The sequence below is a fragment of the Streptomyces sp. NPDC101165 genome, assembly GCF_044768135.1.
Taxonomy (GTDB): domain Bacteria; phylum Actinomycetota; class Actinomycetes; order Streptomycetales; family Streptomycetaceae; genus Streptomyces.
Genome location: NZ_JBIWPG010000004.1, coordinates 46,721 through 64,800, shown reverse-complemented (window position 1 = coordinate 64,800; position 18,080 = coordinate 46,721). Strand labels below are relative to the sequence as shown.

Annotated in this window: 15 protein-coding genes; 12 read left to right on the top strand and 3 right to left on the bottom strand. The window is 72.0% G+C overall.

Annotation, left to right across the window (positions count from 1 at the left end):
- Positions 1 to 214 precede the first annotated feature (214 nt).
- On the bottom strand, positions 215 to 874 hold the full coding sequence (locus ACIRVH_RS09430) for a PH domain-containing protein (RefSeq protein ID WP_403950100.1): 660 nt from the start codon (positions 872 to 874) through the stop codon (positions 215 to 217).
- A gap of 137 nt (positions 875 to 1,011) precedes the next feature.
- Here ACIRVH_RS09430 and deoC point away from each other — a divergent pair, with 137 nt between their 5' ends.
- Genes deoC through ACIRVH_RS09415 form a run of 3 tightly spaced genes read left to right on the top strand, consistent with a single transcriptional unit; the run spans position 1,012 to position 4,311 of the window.
- Complete coding sequence (gene deoC, locus ACIRVH_RS09425; protein ID WP_403950964.1) at positions 1,012 to 1,968, top strand: deoxyribose-phosphate aldolase; 957 nt, start codon at positions 1,012 to 1,014, stop codon at positions 1,966 to 1,968.
- Positions 1,969 to 1,973: 5 nt separating this feature from the next.
- A complete protein-coding gene (locus ACIRVH_RS09420; protein WP_403950097.1) occupies positions 1,974 to 3,410 on the top strand; it encodes an aldehyde dehydrogenase family protein in 1,437 nt (478 codons plus the stop codon).
- Positions 3,403 to 4,311 carry an aldehyde dehydrogenase family protein gene (locus ACIRVH_RS09415; protein WP_403950094.1) on the top strand — a complete coding sequence of 303 codons (909 nt, stop codon included), beginning with the start codon at positions 3,403 to 3,405 and terminating at the stop codon, positions 4,309 to 4,311. The genes ACIRVH_RS09420 and ACIRVH_RS09415 overlap by 8 nt, the downstream gene beginning before the upstream one ends.
- Positions 4,312 to 4,410: 99 nt before the next feature.
- Here ACIRVH_RS09415 and ACIRVH_RS09410 read toward each other — a convergent pair whose 3' ends face one another.
- Entirely contained in the window at positions 4,411 to 4,833 is a 423-nt protein-coding gene (locus ACIRVH_RS09410; protein ID WP_403950092.1) for a hypothetical protein, read from the bottom strand.
- 430 nt (positions 4,834 to 5,263) lie between these two features.
- Between ACIRVH_RS09410 and ACIRVH_RS09405 the strand changes: the two genes are divergently transcribed.
- From ACIRVH_RS09405 to ACIRVH_RS09365, 9 genes are all read left to right on the top strand, one after another.
- Positions 5,264 to 5,836 carry a response regulator transcription factor gene (locus ACIRVH_RS09405; RefSeq protein ID WP_403950090.1) on the top strand — a complete coding sequence of 191 codons (573 nt, stop codon included), beginning with the start codon at positions 5,264 to 5,266 and terminating at the stop codon, positions 5,834 to 5,836.
- Positions 5,837 to 6,068: 232 nt separating this feature from the next.
- Positions 6,069 to 6,332, top strand: a complete 264-nt coding sequence (locus tag ACIRVH_RS09400; RefSeq protein ID WP_403950088.1) for a phosphopantetheine-binding protein — start codon at positions 6,069 to 6,071, stop codon at positions 6,330 to 6,332.
- Positions 6,333 to 6,335: 3 nt separating this feature from the next.
- Positions 6,336 to 7,784, top strand: a complete 1,449-nt coding sequence (locus ACIRVH_RS09395) for a methylmalonyl-CoA mutase family protein (RefSeq protein WP_403950085.1) — start codon at positions 6,336 to 6,338, stop codon at positions 7,782 to 7,784.
- Between the two features lie 31 nt (positions 7,785 to 7,815).
- The gene (ccrA, locus tag ACIRVH_RS09390; protein WP_403950083.1) at positions 7,816 to 9,159 is read left to right on the top strand and encodes a crotonyl-CoA carboxylase/reductase; all 1,344 of its coding nucleotides are present in this window, start codon (positions 7,816 to 7,818) and stop codon (positions 9,157 to 9,159) included.
- Entirely contained in the window at positions 9,156 to 10,682 is a 1,527-nt protein-coding gene (locus ACIRVH_RS09385; RefSeq protein ID WP_403950080.1) for an amino acid adenylation domain-containing protein, read from the top strand. The genes ccrA and ACIRVH_RS09385 overlap by 4 nt, the downstream gene beginning before the upstream one ends.
- Entirely contained in the window at positions 10,675 to 10,923 is a 249-nt protein-coding gene (locus ACIRVH_RS09380; protein ID WP_403950078.1) for an acyl carrier protein, read from the top strand. The genes ACIRVH_RS09385 and ACIRVH_RS09380 overlap by 8 nt, the downstream gene beginning before the upstream one ends.
- Positions 10,907 to 12,175, top strand: coding sequence for an MFS transporter (locus ACIRVH_RS09375; protein ID WP_403950076.1), 1,269 nt, complete (start codon positions 10,907 to 10,909; stop codon positions 12,173 to 12,175). The genes ACIRVH_RS09380 and ACIRVH_RS09375 overlap by 17 nt, the downstream gene beginning before the upstream one ends.
- 49 nt (positions 12,176 to 12,224) lie before the next feature.
- Positions 12,225 to 15,050, top strand: a complete 2,826-nt coding sequence (locus ACIRVH_RS09370; protein ID WP_403950074.1) for a condensation domain-containing protein — start codon at positions 12,225 to 12,227, stop codon at positions 15,048 to 15,050.
- Positions 15,047 to 15,973, top strand: a complete 927-nt coding sequence (locus ACIRVH_RS09365) for a diiron oxygenase (RefSeq protein ID WP_403950072.1) — start codon at positions 15,047 to 15,049, stop codon at positions 15,971 to 15,973. Before ACIRVH_RS09370 ends, ACIRVH_RS09365 begins: the two co-directional genes overlap by 4 nt.
- 49 nt (positions 15,974 to 16,022) lie before the next feature.
- Here ACIRVH_RS09365 and ACIRVH_RS09360 read toward each other — a convergent pair whose 3' ends face one another.
- A complete protein-coding gene (locus tag ACIRVH_RS09360) occupies positions 16,023 to 18,080 on the bottom strand; it encodes a condensation domain-containing protein (protein WP_403950961.1) in 2,058 nt (685 codons plus the stop codon).

The following is an 18,080-nucleotide window of genomic DNA, read 5'->3' as shown; positions in this document are numbered from 1 at the left end:
ACGCCACGGCCGGCACCACCGCGAGCGGCCACAGCGGGCGTCCCCGGCCGCTCTCCTCGCTGCCCACCGCCGGGCGCAACCCGGGCTCCCGCCAACGGCGGACTCGCGCACGAACGGCACAGCAGGTTGCCGTCCACGTGGTTGCGCGGAGCGGCAGCCGATGATGACCCGTACGACTGTGAGCGGGCTGGGGGTCAGGCCCCGGCGGCTGCCCTCATCCGATCGCCAGCAGCACGGCCAGCAGCACCGCCCCGGCGATCACGGGCGCGATCACCTCGTAGGCCCAGCGCACGGTCACCTCGCCCTGCGCCGACTTGGCCTGCCCGCGCCGCTCCATGGCGGTCCGCAGGTCGTCCATGATCTGGTCGGTCTCGGCACGGGTCGGGCCGTCGTGGCCGCCGAAGCCGCCGAAGATGCCGAAGCCGGGTCCCGGGCCGGAGGAGCGTCCCTCACCCTTGGCCGCCGCGTCCGCCCGGCTCTGCTGGCGCGCCGCCTTCTTGCGGGCGCGCAGCGACACGGGGATGGCCCACAGCTGGTACTTGGTGCCGGCGTTGTCGATGACCTCGTTGGTGTAGCCGGAGCGCAGGGAGGCGACCTCGCCCCAGGGCAGGGTGATCAACCGGAACGGGTTGCGGACCCGCAGCCGGTCCTCGCCCGAGAAGACCGCCGGCCGCAGCGTGAAGGCGATCACCAGCGGGACGACCAGGATCAGCACGGCGAGTGCGATCCAGGGGGTGCGCCCGGCGCCGTGGACCAGCGCGTCGAAGCCCAGCCAGGCGGCCAGCACGAGCAGCAGCACGCCGGCCATGAGCGCCAGGGGCGAGCGGTAGGTCAGGTCCTTGGCGGTGGCCGACTGGTGGTCCGGGGTCGTCATGGTCCCGATTCTGCACGACGTCGGCGCAGGCGCAGCTACGCGCCCCCGTACCGGCGCTCATCCGTGATCGACAACCAGGCAATGAGCACCCGGGGCTATACAGCCGCTACGCGCGTAGATATGCTCGTCTGGTGACCATGCCCACTGCACCCACAGCACACGCTCTCGCTGACGTCGCCGCGTCCGACAGCACGCTGCGCCGCTTCCTCCACGGGCTGCCCGGCGTCGACGCGGTCGGCCTGGAGGCGCGCGCCGCGTCTCTCGGCACCCGTTCCATCAAGACCACCGCGAAGGCGTACGCCATCGACCTCGCCATCTCGATGGTCGACCTGACGACGCTGGAAGGCGCGGACACCCCGGGCAAGGTCCGGGCGCTCGGCGCCAAGGCGGTCCACCCGGACCCGACGGACCGGACGACCCCGACCACGGCGGCCGTCTGTGTCTACCCCGACATGGTGGCCGTCGCCAAGGAGGCCGTCGCCGGCTCCGGCGTGAAGGTCGCCTCGGTGGCCACCGCCTTCCCGGCCGGCCGTGCCGCCCTCGACGTGAAGCTCGCCGACGTCCGTGACGCCGTCGCCGCGGGCGCCGACGAGATCGACATGGTCATCGACCGCGGCGCGTTCCTCGCGGGCAAGTACCTGAAGGTGTACGACGAGATCGTCGCCGTGAAGGAGGCCTGCGGGTCGAGCGCCCGGCTGAAGGTCATCTTCGAGACCGGCGAGCTGTCGACGTACGACAACATCCGCCGGGCGAGCTGGCTGGGCATGCTGGCGGGCGCGGACTTCATCAAGACGTCCACCGGCAAGGTCGCCGTGAACGCGACCCCCGCCAACACCCTGCTGATGCTGGAGGCGGTGCGCGACTTCCGCGCCCAGACCGGCGTCCAGGTCGGCGTGAAGCCCGCCGGCGGCATCCGCACCACCAAGGACGCCATCAAGTTCCTGGTCCTGGTCAACGAGACCGCGGGCGAGGACTGGCTGGACAACCACTGGTTCCGCTTCGGCGCTTCCTCGCTCCTGAACGACCTGCTGATGCAGCGTCAGAAGCTGGCCACCGGCCGCTACTCCGGCCCCGACTACGTGACGGTGGACTGATCATCATGGCATCCGCATTCGAGTACGCACCGGCGCCCGAGTCCCGCTCCGTCGTCGACATCGCCCCCTCCTACGGCCTGTTCATCGACGGCGAGTTCACCGAGGCGGCCGACGGCAAGGTCTTCAAGACGGTCAGCCCGTCCACCGAGGAGGTCCTCTCCGAGGTCGCCCAGGCGGGTGAGGCCGACGTCGACCGTGCGGTGAAGGCCGCCCGCAAGGCGTTCGAGAAGTGGTCGGCGCTGCCGGGCTCCGAGCGCGCCAAGTACCTGTTCCGCATCGCGCGGATCATCCAGGAGCGCAGCCGGGAGCTGGCCGTCCTGGAGACGCTGGACAACGGCAAGCCGATCAAGGAGACCCGCGACGCGGACCTCCCGCTGGTCGCCGCGCACTTCTTCTACTACGCGGGCTGGGCGGACAAGCTCGACCACGCCGGCTTCGGTGCGAACCCGCGCCCGCTGGGCGTCGCGGGCCAGGTCATCCCCTGGAACTTCCCGCTGCTGATGCTGGCGTGGAAGATCGCCCCGGCGCTGGCGACCGGCAACACGGTCGTCCTCAAGCCCGCCGAGACCACCCCGCTCTCCGCGCTCTTCTTCGCGGACATCTGCCGCCAGGCGGGCCTGCCTAAGGGTGTCGTCAACATCCTTCCGGGCTACGGCGACGCGGGTGCCGCGCTCGTCGGGCACCCGGACGTCAACAAGGTCGCCTTCACCGGCTCCACGGCCGTGGGCAAGGAGATCGCCCGCACCGTCGCGGGCACGAGGAAGAAGCTCACCCTCGAACTGGGCGGCAAGGGTGCCAACATCGTCTTCGACGACGCCCCGATCGACCAGGCCGTCGAGGGCATCGTCACGGGCATCTTCTTCAACCAGGGCCAGGTCTGCTGCGCGGGCAGCCGTCTCCTGGTCCAGGAGTCGATCCAGGACGAGCTGCTGGACTCCCTCAAGCGCCGCCTGTCGACCCTGCGGCTCGGCGACCCGCTGGACAAGAACACGGACATCGGCGCGATCAACTCCGCCGAGCAGCTCTCCCGCATCACCTCGCTCGTCGAGCAGGGCGAGGCGGAGGGCGCCGAGCGCTGGTCCCCCGCCTGCGAACTGCCGGCCTCCGGCTACTGGTTCGCCCCGACGCTGTTCACGAACGTCACCCAGGCGCACACCATCGCCCGCGACGAGATCTTCGGCCCGGTGCTGTCGGTCCTCACCTTCCGCACGCCCGACGAGGCCGTCGCCAAGGCCAACAACACCCAGTACGGCCTCTCCGCCGGCATCTGGACCGAGAAGGGCTCCCGGATCCTGGCCGTCGCGAACAAGCTGCGCGCCGGCGTCGTCTGGTCCAACACGTTCAACAAGTTCGACCCGACCTCGCCGTTCGGCGGCTACAAGGAGTCGGGCTTCGGCCGCGAGGGCGGCCGCCACGGCCTGGAGGCGTACCTCGATGTCTGACAAGACGGAAAAGACCGACGTGCGGCTGTCGGTCTTCAAGACCTACAAGCTGTACGTCGGCGGGAAGTTCCCGCGTTCCGAGAGCGGCCGGGTGTACGAGGTGACGGACTCCAAGGGCAACTGGCTGGCCAACGCTCCCCGGTCCTCCCGCAAGGACGCCCGTGACGCGGTCGTCGCCGCCCGCAAGGCGTTCGGCGGCTGGTCCGGCGCGACCGCGTACAACCGCGGCCAGATCCTCTACCGCATCGCGGAGATGCTGGAGGGCCGTCGCGAGCAGTTCGTCCGCGAGGTCGCCGACGCGGAGGGCCTGTCCAAGTCGAAGGCCGCCGCCCAGGTGGACGCCGCGATCGACCGCTGGGTCTGGTACGCCGGCTGGACCGACAAGATCGCCCAGGTCGTGGGCGGCGGGAACCCGGTGGCGGGCCCGTTCTTCAACCTCTCCTCGCCGGAGCCGACGGGCGTCGTGGCCGTCCTCGCCCCCCAGGAGTCCTCCTTCCTGGGCCTGGTGTCCGTGATCGCCCCGGTGATCGCGACCGGCAACACGGTGATCGTGATCGCGAGCGAGAAGTCCCCGCTCCCCGCCCTGTCGTTGGGCGAGGTGCTGGCCACCTCGGACCTGCCCGGCGGTGTGGTCAACGTCCTCTCCGGCGCCACGGCGGAGATCGCGGCCCCGCTGGCCGCGCACCAGGACGTCAACGCGATCGACCTCGCCGGCGCCGACGACGTCCTGGCGAAGGAGCTGGAGATCGCCGCGGCCGACAACCTGAAGCGCGTCCTTCGTCCACAGCCTGTGGACGACTGGTCGGCGACTCCCGGCATCGACCGCATGACGGCATTCCTGGAGACCAAGACGGTCTGGCACCCGACGGGTTCGCTGGGCGCGTCGGGTTCGTCGTACTGACGGCCTGACGGCCTGACGGCCTGACGGCCGCGCAGAGCCGGAGAGCCGCGCCACCCCTCCGTCCGGGGGCGGCGCGGCTCTCCTCGTACCGGCCGGGGTTCAGCCCAGCGGGGCGCCCGTACCGCCGCCCAGCAGACCGGTCACCAGGCCCACTCCCGGCACCGCGTTCAGCGACCGGGCCTGCGCGACCGGACCCGTCAGCATCTGCGTGCCGACCGGCTTGAAGTCGGCGACCTGGGTGCCCACGCCGTTGTCGAGCGGGTCGACGCCGGTACCGGCGAGCGGGTTGGGCTTGAGGCCGGAGACCGGGCCGGTGACGTAGCCGACCGTCCCGGTGAGGGCCGTCAGACCCGCCTTGGGGTCGACCTTGCCGAGCGCGGTGGGACGCCACGGCACGTCGAGGACCGGGGCGGCGGCCGCGTGTGCCGTCGCCGCACCCGTGCCCAGGGCTGCTCCGGCGGTCGCGAGGGCGATCAGGGCGCGCTGCGCCGTGGGGTGCTGGGAGGAAGTGTGTCGGGCCATCGCTGGTGCCACCTTCTGGTGCGCAGGGTAATGAGGTCGACACGAAGGGTAGTTGAGACGTGGGTCACAACTCAAAGGCGATCTACAAGCGTCACGGGCGATCATTCCGTACGGCAACCGACATACGGCATTCGAGCCGTCGACCGATAATCATCCTTGCCGTACGCTCATGATCGACTGCAGGGCGAATGGGCAACCCCTTCCGTCCCGAATGCATCGGTCGCCGAACTCTGCCACCCAAGAGCGACAATCGAGACCCGGGGGAATCGTGTCTCTTCAAATAGCGGATCCACAGGAACGCGTGCTCGCCGCTGCGCACGATTCCGTGCAACTTTCAATTGAACCTGTGTGCCCGCTCGACGGCACCACGGTCTGCGAGGTATTCCGCCACGCACTCGCCGAGGCGCCGCACACCCGAGGATGCATACAGTTGAGCGGGCGCTTCGCCACCGAGGTCATGCGCCATCCGAATTCGGACTTCTCGCGCCTGATCCGCACCGAAGTCCTCGAACGCGGCCACGGCCTGCGGTTGCTGGCCGCCCGGAACGCCGTGCCCAAGACCGGCACGCGCGCTCTGCTCCACGGCGACTCGGCCCGGCGGGTGCACCTGCGTGTCTCCGACGCGCCACTGCCCGACCTGACCCTGCTGGGCACCGAACTCGCCCTGGTCCGCGCGGCGGGGCAGGACGGACAGCCACAGATCCTGCTCGCCCGCCACGAGGCCACCGCCGCGCTCTACCAGTTCCATCAGGTGCTGTGGGGGCACGCCAAGGAACTGCTGCCGCCCCCCTCGGCCCGTCCGCTGAGCTTGGACGACGCCCAGCGGGAAGTGCTGCGGATGCTCGGCTCGGGCACGAAGGACGACACGGCCGCACGGCAGATGAACGTGTCCGTCCGCACCTACCGGCGGCACGTCGCGGCCATCCTGAGCTCCCTGGACGTCAACACCCGCTTCGAGGCGGGCCTGAAGGCCGCCGCGTTGGGTCTGCTGTCCGCGAACTGACCGGACCGCGGCAGACCAGGGCCGGGCCCTGGCAGGTTTCTGCCGACTTTGCCACCCGAGACCTGTTGCTGCCGCGACGTTCGGACTTCTAAGTTGATCAGCAGATCACGGACCCGGTGCGGACCCCTGTGCGGGGGCCGCACCCGTGTCGAGCCCATTAGCCCCGCAAGGGACTTGTCCCCCGCTATTCCGTGCCGCGCGCACGAGGCAGCGGGCAGAAACGGATGACGGAATGTCCATTGCTTCGGTCACCCTTGCCGATGTCGAAATCGCCGTACTGGCCGTAACGGCCGAGGCTCTCGGTCATCCCGAAGTGAACCTCGACGACAATCTCCTCGAACTCGGCGTCGACTCGCTGGTCGCCACTCGGATCGTGGCGGCACTGCGCACCCGGTTCGGCGCGGACATCCCGCTGCTCAACGTCTTCGAATACCCGGAGCTGCGCGAGTTCGCCGTATCGGTCCTGGACACGATCCACGACGCGTCCCAGGTATGACCCATGGGCATACCGGGAGAGTTTCCCTACGACGCCGGGCTGCACCCGGGCGGATACACGACACGGCTGTGGACCATGCGGCAACTGGCCGGTCTGTGCAGCGCCGAGACCACCAACAGCCGCTTCAAGTACCTCCTGGAGATGGGCGAGACGGGCCTGTCGCTCGCCTTCGACCTGCCCACCCAGCTCGGCCTCGACCCCGACGACGCCGCCGCTGACGGCGAGGTGGGACGCACCGGTGTCTCCGTCGCCACCGTGGACGACCTGAAGACGGTGTTCTCGGAGATCCCGCTCGACCGGGTCTCGGTGTCCTTCACCATCAACGCCACCGCCCCGATGCTGCTGGCGATGTGGATCGTGGCCGCCGAGGAGTCGGGCGTGGACCCCGCCGCCCTGCGCGGCACCCTGCAGAACGAGATGCTCAAGGAGTTCCTCGCCCGCAAGGCCTACGTCTACGACCTCGACACCAGCGTGCGCTACGCCCTCGACGTCGTCGAGTACTGCGTGGAGCACCTGCCCGGCGTCAACCCCATCTCCGTCTCCGGCGGGCATGCCCGCGAGGCCGGGGCGGACGCCGCGCTGGAGGTCGCCTGCGCACTGGCGAGCGTCGACGCCTACCTGGCCGGGATGGTCGAGCGCGGTCACCCGGCCGAGCAGGTGGCCTCCCGGTTCAGCTTCATCTTCGGCACCGACATGGAGGTGCTGAAGGAGGCCGCCAAGCTCCGGGTCGCCCGCCGGCGGTACGCCGAGCGGATGCGCGACCGCTGGGGCGTCACCTCGTCCCGGGCGATGAAGCTGCGAGCCCAGGTCAACACGTTCGGATCGGCCCTCGCCTACCAGGAACCCCTCAACAACATCGTCCGGGCCACCCTCCAGGCGGTCGCCGCCGTGCTCGGCGGCACCCAGTCGCTGCACGTGTGCAGCTTCGACGAGGCCGTACAGACCCCCGGTCCGCTGGGCGCCCGGATCGCGCTGCGCACCCAGCAGATCCTCGCCCACGAGACCGACCTCGCCCGCTACACCGACCCGCTCGGCGGCTCCCACGTGATCGAGGCACTCGTCGAGGAACTGGGCAAGGACGTCGACGACTGGCTGGAGCGGATCGAGGAACGCGGCGGTATCGCGGCCTGTATCCGCAGCGGCTGGCTGGAGGGGCAGATCGAGGAGCTGGCCTTCCGCGACCCCGGGCCCACCGTGGGCGTGCTGGAGACCTCCCCCTCGGCGTCCGAGCGACAGCTGCTCCAGGCCGAACGCCACACCACGACCGGCGGCCGACGCGATGTCGAACGCCCGTCCTGCGAGCCCGAGCTCGCCCGGCTGCGCGACGACGCCCGCGCGGGTCGCAACGTCCTGCCGGCTCTCATCGAGGCAGTCCGGCGGCGAGCCACCATCGGGCAGCTGTGCGCCGCCATGCGACCGGCGGACAACGCGTCGGCCACACACCAGTCCTGACGCGACCCCACCCCCAGCGGAGTACCCACTCATGCCGAATCTGATCGAGGCGGTCCAGCACGGCGCGGACCCGGACGAACTGCTGGCCTGCCAGGTCCCCGAGTCCTACCGCGCGGTCTTCCTGCGCCGCGAGGACGAGCAGCTGTTCCAGGGCGTCGACAGCCGTGCCAAGGACGTACGGCGCACCCTGCACGTCGGTGAGGTCCCCATGCCGGAGCTGGCGCCGGACGAGGTGCTGGTCGCGGTGATGGCATCGGCCGTCAACTACAACACCGTCTGGTCCGCACTGTACGAGCCGCTCTCCACGTTCCGTTTCCTCCGCCACTTCGCCCGCCAGGGTCGCTGGGAGGCACGGCACGACCGCGACTACCAGGTCGTCGGATCCGACGCGGCCGGCGTGGTGGTCCGGGTGGGCAGTGCCGTACGGCACTGGGCGCCCGGCGACCGGGTGGTGGTCAACCCGCCCTACATCGACGAGCAGGATCCGGTCGCCCAGCGGGACGGAATGCTGACCACGGGCATGCTCGCCTGGGGGTTCGAGACCAACTTCGGCGCGTTCGGCGACTTCGCCGTGGTCCGCGCCTCCCAGCTCGTCCCCAAGCCTCCGCACCTGTCGTGGGAGGAGGCCGCCTGCAACACGCTGTGCCTCGGCACCTCGTACCGCATGCTGATCGGTGACCACGGCGCCCGGATCAGGGCCGGGGACGTCGTGCTGGTGTGGGGTGCGGCCGGCGGGCTCGGCAGTTACGCCGTGCAGCTCGTGCGCCAGGCGGGCGGGATCGCCGTCGGCGTCGTCGGCTCCGGCGACAAGGGCGACCTCGTGGACCGGCTGGGCTGTCATCTCGTCATCGACCGCAACAGTGTGGGCCTGGGCGACCAGGACGACGACGCGTCGGCGTGGCGGGCGCTGGGCTCGGTCATCCGCAAGGAACTCGGCGAGGACCCGCATGTCGTCTTCGAGCACGTCGGCCGGTCCACCTTCGAGACCTCGGTGAACGTGGTGCGGCGCGGCGGTGTGGTGGTGACGTGCGGCTCCAGCAGCGGGTACCGGCACGTCTACGACAACCGCTACCTCTGGATGAAGCTCAAGCGGGTCATCGGCAGCCACGGCGCGAACATCGACGAGGCGTGGGAGGCGAACCGGCTGCTGCGGCTGGGCATGGTCGTGCCCGCGCTGTCCCGGGTCTTCCCGCTGGAACAGGCGCCGGAAGCCACCCGCTCGGTGCAGCTCAACGCGCACGAGGGCAAGGTGGGCCTGCTGAACCTGGCGACCGCCGAGGGCCAGGGCGTGGAGGACCCCGGGCTGCGTGAGCGGATCGGCGAGGACCGGCTGCGGCTCTTCCGTGACCACGCCGGGCAGGTGGCGCGGTCGTGACCACCGTCGAGTCGATCCCGGCGCAGCCGCCCCGCAGCATCGCCGAGGCGTTCCGCCGGCAGGCCGCCCGCACGCCGGAGGCGATCGCCGTCGCCACCGCGGACGCGGAGCTGAGCTACCGCGAACTCGACCGCCGGTCGGACGCGTTGGCACGAGCGCTCATCGCGCGGGGTGTCCTGCCGGGCGACCGGGTCCTGGTGTGCCTGGAGCGGTCGGCCGCGCTGGTCGTCGGTCTGCTCGCGGTGCTCAAGGCGTCGGCCGCGTACCTTCCGGTCGACCTGGGCGAAGCGCCCGAACGGCTGGCGGGGATCGTCGCGGACGCCGAGGTGCGGCTCGCCCTGTGCGACGCGGCGGGCGGCGACGTGCTGGCCGCCCACGACGTGCCGGTGCTCCGCCACGACCAGCCCGGTGCGGACGCCGGCTCCGGCCCCGCGCTCCGGGCCGCCCCGGAGGACGTCGCCTGTGTGATGTACACCTCCGGGTCCACGGGCCGGCCGAAGGGCGTCATGGTGCCGCACCGGGCGGTGCTGAACCTGGTGCGGGAACCGAACTACGTGACGCTGGACGCCCGCGACCGGCTCCTCCAGCTCGCCCCGGTTGCCTTCGACGCGGCCACCTTCGAGATCTGGGGTGCCCTGCTCAACGGCGCCCGGCTGGAGGTGGCACCGCCCGGCCCGCTCGACCCGGCCTCGCTGGGCGAGCTGCTGCGGGCACGGAGGATCAGCGTCCTGTGGCTGACCGCCGCACTCTTCCACCGTCAGATCGACTTCTCGGCACGGTCTTTGGGCTCGTTGCGGGTGGTGCTGGCCGGCGGTGACGTGCTGTCCGTGGAGCACGTGCGCCGGCTCCGGGAGTCCGCCCCGGGCCTGGAGATCGTCAACGGCTACGGCCCGACCGAGGCCACCACCTTCTCGCTGTGCCACCGGATCGCGCCGGACGAGGAGTTCCCCCGCTCGGTGCCGATCGGCGTGCCGGTCCAGGGCGCCGAGGTGGAGTTGCGGGACGACTCCGGCGCGGTCGTACCCGAGGGCGCGGAGGGCGAGTTGTGGATCACCGGGGCGGGGGTCGGCCTCGGCTACTGGCGCCGCCCGGATCTGACCGCGGAGCGGTTCGTCGCGGACGACTCCGGACGCACCTGGTACCGCACCGGCGACCTGGCCCGCCGCCGGGCCGACGGTGCCCACGAGTTCCTCGGCCGGATCGACGGACAGGTCAAGCTGCTCGGGCACCGCGTGGAGCCGGGCGAGATCGAGAACCTGCTGGCGGAGTATCCGCACATCGGGCAGGCCGTCGTGGGCGTGCGCACCAACCTCGTCGGCGATCCGAAGCTGGTCGCCTGGGTGACCGTCACCGGCCCGCTGGACCGCCGGGCGCTGCGCGCCTCGCTGCGCCGAAAGCTGCCCGATTACATGGTCCCGACCCTCTTCGCGGCCATCGACGCGCTGCCCGTCACCGCCAACGGCAAGGTCGACCGGACCGCCCTGCCGACCCCCGAGTGGCGACGTAAGGAGAACTATGTCTGAGGTGCGCGACCGGCTGGCGGACACCGTCACCGCGGTCTGGACCGAGGTGCTCGGCATCGACGGGATCGGACCCGACGACGACTTCTTCGACCTCGGCGGGGATTCGCTGGTGGCGACCAGGCTCACGGTTCTGCTGGAGGAGCGGCTCGGTGTCGAGGTCTCCCCGCTGATGGTGTTCGACCACCCCACGGTCGACGAACTCACCACCGAACTGGAGAAGGCCCATGCCGACCGATTCTGAAGCGCCCCAGGCCCGGACCCCGGGGAAGCGGGACGTCCGGCTGTGGATCGCCGGGACCAGCGTCTCGCTGTTCGGCGACGCCGCGCTGTGGATCGCCCTCGGCATCTGGATGAAGGACCTGACGGATTCGAACGGCGCGGCCGGGCTGGCCTTCGCCGCGTATGTGGTGCCCCGGCTGGGCGCCCCGTTCCTCGGTCTGGCCGTGGACCGCTACCGGCGCAGGCCGCTGATCGCACTGATCAACTTCGTCCTTGCCGGATGGGTCTGCCTCGCCTTCCTCGTCCAGGACAAGGACCAGGCGTGGCTGCTGTATCTGGTGCTGTTCGGCATCGGCCTGGGCGTCGGCATGCACAACGCGGCGGGCAGCGCGCTGCTCACCCGTCTGGTCCCGCCCGACGACCTGGGGACCACCAACGCGCTGATGCGGACGCTCCAGGAGGGCGGCATGCTCGTCGCGCCCGCCGTCGGCACGCTTCTGTACACCATGGTCGGCGCGCGCGCCGTGGCCGCCCTGGAGGTGGTGACCTTCCTGCTGTGCGCCGTGTGTGTGCTCGCGGTACGGGTGGACGAGCCCGAGCCGCAGCGTCCGGACGGCCGGCTCAGCCAGGAACTCCTGGCCGGCGTACGGCACCTGGCGCGTACCCCGCGGCTGCGCGCGGTGTCGGTGGCCATGGGGTTCGGCCTGCTGGGCTTCGGCTTCATCGAGACCCTGATCTACGCGGTCGCCGACGAGGGACTGCACCGCAGCGCGACGTTCGTCGGTGTGCTCACCGTCTCCAAGGGTGTCGGCTCGGTGCTGGGCGGTGTGGCCGGGGGCCGGGTGCTCAAGCGGGTGGGTCCGGGCCGGGAGGCGATGCTGACCGTCCTCGGGCTCGGCACGATGGGCCTCGGCTGCGCCCTGCTCATCCTGCCCGGAGTGGCGGTGGCGCTGGCGGGCGTGTTCGTGATCGGCCTGGGCATCCCCGGCGCGGTCGTCGGGCTGTACACATCCGTGCAGCGCAACTCCCCGGACGGACTCCAGGGCCGCGTCGCGTCGGCCGCCAGCATGCTTGCGACCGCGCCCCAGGTGCTGGCCGTGGCCACCAGCGCCGCGCTGATCGCCGCCGTCGACTACCGGGTGCTGCTGGGCGTCATGGTCGTCCTGATCGTGGGCAGCTCCTGTTATCTCGGCCTGCGGGTGCGGACCTTCACGACCGCGCCGCAGCCCGGACCCGCCGCGCAGACGCACTCCGCGTCCGCCGCTGCGGAGTGACGCGCCGCCACGCTCCGGCAGGCCACCGCATCCCCAGAAGGAGAACCCCATGACGAGGGCACCCCTGGTGCTGCCTCTGACGCCCCAGCAACGAGGGGTGTACTTCCTGCACTGCCTGGCCCCGGACAGCGCGGTGTACAACGTGCCGATCGTGCTGCGGGTGCGCGGCGGCCTGGACCGTGCGCGACTGCAGGACGCGGTGGACGTCCTGGTGGCCCGGCATCAGGCGTTGCGGCTGACGGTCCGGGAGAGCGACGGCCAGGTGCTCCAGGTGATCCACCCGGCGGCCTCGGCGCCCCGGGTCGAGGTGAACTGGACCCGGCTGCCGGGCGCGGACCTGCCCACGGCCGCCGCCGAGGTCGTCCGGTACGCGGGCCGGCCCTTCGACGTGGTGCGCGGCCCGCTGCTGCGCGTCGACGTGGTGGAGCTGGGGCCCGAGGAGCACGCGATGGCGCTCTGCTTCCACCACCTGATCATCGACGAGGTCGCGGCGACCGCGCTGGCCGGCGAACTGCACCGGCTGTACGCCGATCCGGCCGCCCTTCCCGAGTCGGGGCCCGAGCACTCGTACGCCGATTTCTGCTCCGGGCTGCTCACCGAGTCCGACCCTGCGGGCCTGCGGTTCTGGAAGGAGCGGCTGGCCGGGCTGCCGGTGCTGCCGCTGCCCGAGGAGCATGTCCCCGAGGACCATGGGCTGTTCACCGGTGACCGGGTCGGCTTCACGGTGCCCGAGGCCGTCTCCGCGCGGCTCGCCGAGGTGAGCCGCTCGCACCGGGTCTCGGAGTTCATGGTGTTCCACGCCGCGCTGCTGGTGCTGCTGCACCGGTGGACCGGTGCAGCGGACATCGCGGTCGGCACGCCGATGAGCGGCCGGATCGACCAGCGTTTCGCCGAGACCGTAGGCTTCTTCCAGAACACGGTCGTGCTGCGCGGCGAGGTCGCCCCGGAGCAGAGCTTCGCGGCGCTGCTCAAGGCCTCCCGGCGGACCGTGCTCGAAAGTCTCCAGCGTCAGCATGTGCCCTTCGAGGCGGTCGTGGACGCCACCCGGCCGTCCCGGGAGTCCACGCGCAACCCGCTGTTCCAGGTGGCGCTGGTCTTCAACCGCCGCAAGGTCGAACAGGACTGGGGCCTGCCCGGTCTCACGGTGGAGCCGCTGCCGTTCCCGTGGCCGACCTCGCACTTCGATCTGGCACTCACCCTGCTGCACGAGTACGGGGTACTCAAGGGCGACTTCGCCTACAGCGCGCAGCGGTTCTCCCGGGCGACGGCCGAACGGCTGGTCTCGGTGTTCCTGCGGCTGCTCGACGGCCTGCTGTCGGACCCGGACGCGCCGGTCGGCGACGTGGAGTTGATGGACGATCAGGAACGCGAACGGGTCGGGGCACTCGGCGCGCAGGCCGGCCGGTACGTGCTGGACGAGCGGCTGCGTCCGCTGCCCCTCGGGTTCTACGGCGCCGTGCACGCCCAGGATCCGACGACCGGGGAGCTGGTGCCGACCGGGGAGCGGGGCCGGTTCGCCCTGGACGGGCGGTTCGAACTGTGGCGGGACCCCGCCGAGGCGGCCCTGGCGGCCCACCCCGGGGTGCTGGCCGCCACGGTGGTGCGCGGCGACGGGAGCGAGGGCGGCGAACAGGCCGTGGCCTGCGTCGTGCCGCGTCCGGGGGCCGAACGGCCCGGGCAGCGGGAGCTGTCGGCCCATCTGCGGGCCCGGGTGCCGGCTCACCTCCTCCCCCAGCGGATCGTGGTCCTGGACTCGCTCCCCACCGGGGCGGACGGCCGTCTTGACACGTCCGTGCTGACCGCCGTGCGTCCGCAGGCGGAGCAGGAACCGGCCGGTCCCGACGACGAGGCGCCCCGCGACGCGGTCGAGCGGCGGCTGGTGGAGCTGTTCGAGGAACTGCTCGGAGTGCCCGGCCTCGGCCGGCACGACAACTTCTTCGACTTCGGCGGCCAGTCGCTGCTGGCGGTACGGCTCGTGACCCGGGTCGCCGAGGAGCTGGGCCGGCCGCTCGGCGTGGGCGTGTTCATGAACAACCCGACGGTGGCGGCGCTGGCCCGCGTCCTAGCCGAGGGCGCCGCAGCCGAGCCCGGCGGCCTGGTGCGGCTGCGGACTCCCGCGTCGGGTCCCGGCGACGTGGCGGTGGCGCTGATCCATCCGGTCGGCGGCACCCTCATGTGCTACGGCGAGCTGGTCGCCCTGCTCCCCGGCGACACGGAGGTCGTCGGCCTGGAGCGGGTGGCGGGTGTCCACCCCGACGATGCCTCCTACGCGGACCTGGTGGACCGGTACGCCACCACCCTGGCCGAGGCCCTGCCCGACCGGCGGATCGCGCTGCTGGGCTGGTCGCTCGGCGGTGTGCTGGCCCACTCGGTGGCCGACCGGCTGACCGAACTCGGCCACGACGTCGCCTTGGTGGCCCTGCTGGACTCGCTCGCGCAGCGCACCGACGACGACGCCGAGCGGATGTCCGCGACCGGATCGGAGCTGTTCGCGCTCGCCGAGTCGGTGAGCCGGGACGGCACCGGGGTGCTGGGGACCACCGCCGAACAGCGGCTGCTGATGCGGCGCTTCGGCGTGGACCTGGACCTGCTGCGCGAGACGCCGGCGGACCAGGCCGCGCGAATGCTGCGGGACTGGGGCCGGTTGCTCGGGCTGGTGGCCGAGTGCGATCCGGCGAAGACGGCCGCGCCGGTCCAGCTGTTCCTGTGTGCGGACAACCCGGCCGGCTACCCGGAGGCGCTCGCCGCGAGCTGGGAGGGGCTGAGCGGGGAACTGGAGCTGCGCCGGGTGCCGGGAACGCACATCGAGGTCCTCGGTTCTCCCGCCGTGGAGCAGATCGCGGAGGCGTTCACAGAGCGGATCGGAAGGTCATGACGGAGCCCAGGGTCGCCCCGGACTGGTACGAGAGCGCCGGCGTGCGCGGTGGCCCGCGCCGGATGCTGGAGGAGGACCGCGAGGCCGGCCTGACGGTCTTTCCCGAGCACCTTGTCCCGCATCTGCACCACGAGGGGCTGGCCGGCGCCGGGGCGGACATCCGCCGGGCCCTGCTCACCCAGCACTTCTACCAGTACATGCTGTTCACCTCGCACCTGGAGACCAAGGTGGTCAACCGGGGAGCGGCACTCGTGGCGCACGGGGAGACCGACGTCGAACTCGGTCCCGACGCCCGGCTCGACGCGCTCAAGATCTACAGCGACGAGGCCTACCACGCGCTGTTCAGCCTTGACGTGGTCCAGCAGGTGGAGAAGGCCACGGCGGTACCCGTGCTGCCGTACGACTTCGGCCCGCGCATGGCCCGGCTGGACCGGACCGGGCGGGTGTTCCTGCCGGACCACGGCACACTGGCGCACATCCTCCAGGTGGTCGCCTTCGAGACCGTGGTGACGAGGATGCTGGCCCGCATACCGCGCGACGAGACGGTCTTCAGGGTGGTGCGCGAGGTCGTGGGCGACCACGTCCGTGACGAGGTGCACCACCACGCCTACTTCGCCCGCTACTTCAAGGAGCTGTGGGCGAGTCTGACGCCGGCGACACGGGTGAAGGTGGCGTGCAGCATGCCGCACTTCGTGAACGACTGCCTGCGACCGGACATCGCCCCGGTGCGGGCCGCTCTGCTCTCGGTCGGCATGCCCGCCGAACGGGCGGAGGAGGTCCTGCGCGACTGCTACCGCGAGGAGGTCCTGACCGCGGGTGTGCGGGACGCGGGACGGCACACGCTGCGGCTGTGCGAGTCCGTGGGCGCGTTCGACATTCCCGAGGCCCGCGAGCAACTGCAGCTGCTGGGCCTCGCCGACTGACCGGCCCCCGGCGGCGGCCGCCGTGGGCCCTGCTCCGGGAACCCGGAGGTCACTCCTCCACCAGCGCCGACAGCGCGGCGGCGTCCACCGGGCCGGACGGCAGCCGGGGGAGCCTGTCGAGGACGTGCACGGTGGGGGGCGGCCAGCCCGCGGGCCAGGCGCGGCGGACGACGCGGCGCCAGAGGCGGGCCTCGGTGTCCGCGCCCGTGCACGGCACGACGGCCGCCCGGACCCTGGGCGCTCCCCCGGTGCCGGAGGCGACGACGACCGCGGCCTCGTGGACCCCGGGCAACGCGGCGATCGCCGCCTCGGCCTCGGCACGGTCCAGGGTGCGCCCGATCCAGTGCCGTATCTGGTCCGCCGTTCCCGACAGGCGGACACGGTCCTCAGGGTCGATCCAGGCGCGGAACACGCCGGGGCGCGGGTCGTCGGCGACACCGAGCAGTCCCGCGACCCCGCGCGGCAGGGTGCGCCCGGCGGGGTCGGTCACCCGCAGCCGACGGCCGGGGGCCGGGTCGGTGAGCCACATACCGTACGGGTCCCCCGCCCGCCAGGCGCATACGCCGAGCCGCCCGACGACGGGGTCGACGACATCCAGCAGGACACGGCCGCCCGCGGCGGAATACGCGGCCACCGCCGGCGTCGGCAGGAACTGCTCGACCGGGCAGTGGGCGACCGGCGTGCCGGCCGGTCCGGCCGCCGCCACGGCGGCCAGTTCGGGGAACGACCCGCGCGCGACGGGCGGCTGGTCCGCCTCGGCGGGGTGTACGCGCGTCCCGGCGGGGCGTACGCATGTCTCGGCGAGGGTGTGCAGCGGTGCGTCGGGCCGGTCGGTGAGCACGTCGAGCAGCCGGGTGACGTCGGCCGTGAACCGGGCCGCGCCCGCCCGGTCGAGGGCGGCCGGGGTGAAGTCCAGGCGCCCGTAGGCCGCGTCGCCCTCGCGACGCAGTTGCAGGATGAGATCGAAGGACCGCGTCGAGTTGGGGGCGAAGAAGTCCCAGTCGAACTCCAGCCCCGGCACCTCGCCGAGATCCCGCGCGACCGACGGGTACGACACCCCGATCCGGTCGAAGGCGCCCTGGCTGACATCCACGCCGTGCCGCCGGCGCAGTTCGCGCAGCACCCAGCTGAACGGGACCCGGCGGTGCCGGTGGACGAGGCCGAGTGCCTCCCCGCTGCTCGCCAGCAGGTCCCGGAAGGTCGCCTCGGGCCCCACCTCGATCAGACAGGGGACGACGTTGACCTGGAGGCCGATGTGGTCCCTGGTCTCGGGCATGCTGGTGTCCACCGGGATGCCCAGGACGAAGCGGCGGTTGCCGTACTCGTGGAGCACCGCCGCGGCACAGGCGACCAGGCCCGTGAAGAAGCTGACGTCCGCACTCCGGGTCAGCTCGCGCAGCCGGGCGCAGTGCTCGGCCGGCAGATCGAAGCGGGGCGTCGGCCGTACCCTGCCGTCCGGCTCGGTCCCGGCGGCCCTGGGCAGAACGAGGCCGGGGAGGGTCGCCAGGTCGGCGGTCAGCCAGTACCGGACGACCTGCTCCAGTTCCTCGTCGATCGCCGGGTGCTCGGGCACCGTCCGCTGCTCGCGCGGGGGCCGGGGGCCGACCGCCCGGACGCCGGCGAGGGCACGCAGGAACTGACGGGCGAAGACGAACTTGGAGCGTCCGTCGAAGGCGATGTGGTGGACGCCGACGACCAGGGTGTGCCGGTCCGGGGCGTGGGTGAGCAGGGAGAAGGTGATGGGCGAGCGGGTGGTCAGGTCCCAGGGTCCGACGCGGTGCTCCCGGTACCAGGCACGGGCCGCCGTGAGCTCCTCGCCCGGCGCGGCCGCCAGGGGCCGCTCCTCGAACTGCAGCACGGCCTGGGCCGAGTGGACGGCCAGCCGGGCCTCGGTGGTGTCGGTGACCAGCCCGCGCAGCTGTGGGTTGTCCTCGCACACGGTCAGGCAGGCCGCCCGCACCTGTTCGGCGGTCACCTCGCCGGTGACGAGGACCGAGAGGAAGCCGCCGTTGATGGACCGCGGATGCAGTTGCTGCTCCAGCCACATCGCCTCCTGCGCCGGGGACAGCCGCACCAGGTGCGGTGCGGCGCCGGCCGCCTCCGTCAT

What these genes read in the sequence shown, in the direction of transcription:
- deoC (WP_403950964.1), top strand. Translation starts at nt 1,012, where the DNA reads ATGCCCACTGCACCCACAGCACACGCTCTCGCTGACGTCGCCGCGTCC.
- ACIRVH_RS09365 (WP_403950072.1), top strand. Translation starts at nt 15,047, where the DNA reads ATGACGGAGCCCAGGGTCGCCCCGGACTGGTACGAGAGCGCCGGCGTG.
- ACIRVH_RS09420 (WP_403950097.1), top strand. Translation starts at nt 1,974, where the DNA reads ATGGCATCCGCATTCGAGTACGCACCGGCGCCCGAGTCCCGCTCCGTC.
- ACIRVH_RS09395 (WP_403950085.1), top strand. Translation starts at nt 6,336, where the DNA reads ATGGGCATACCGGGAGAGTTTCCCTACGACGCCGGGCTGCACCCGGGC.
- ACIRVH_RS09370 (WP_403950074.1), top strand. Translation starts at nt 12,225, where the DNA reads ATGACGAGGGCACCCCTGGTGCTGCCTCTGACGCCCCAGCAACGAGGG.
- ACIRVH_RS09410 (WP_403950092.1), bottom strand. Translation starts at nt 4,833, where the DNA reads ATGGCCCGACACACTTCCTCCCAGCACCCCACGGCGCAGCGCGCCCTG.
- ACIRVH_RS09415 (WP_403950094.1), top strand. Translation starts at nt 3,403, where the DNA reads ATGTCTGACAAGACGGAAAAGACCGACGTGCGGCTGTCGGTCTTCAAG.
- ACIRVH_RS09380 (WP_403950078.1), top strand. Translation starts at nt 10,675, where the DNA reads ATGTCTGAGGTGCGCGACCGGCTGGCGGACACCGTCACCGCGGTCTGG.
- ACIRVH_RS09375 (WP_403950076.1), top strand. Translation starts at nt 10,907, where the DNA reads ATGCCGACCGATTCTGAAGCGCCCCAGGCCCGGACCCCGGGGAAGCGG.
- ACIRVH_RS09360 (WP_403950961.1), bottom strand. Translation starts at nt 18,080, where the DNA reads ATGACGGAGGCGGCCGGCGCCGCACCGCACCTGGTGCGGCTGTCCCCG.
- ACIRVH_RS09400 (WP_403950088.1), top strand. Translation starts at nt 6,069, where the DNA reads ATGTCCATTGCTTCGGTCACCCTTGCCGATGTCGAAATCGCCGTACTG.
- ACIRVH_RS09430 (WP_403950100.1), bottom strand. Translation starts at nt 874, where the DNA reads ATGACGACCCCGGACCACCAGTCGGCCACCGCCAAGGACCTGACCTAC.
- ccrA (WP_403950083.1), top strand. Translation starts at nt 7,816, where the DNA reads ATGCCGAATCTGATCGAGGCGGTCCAGCACGGCGCGGACCCGGACGAA.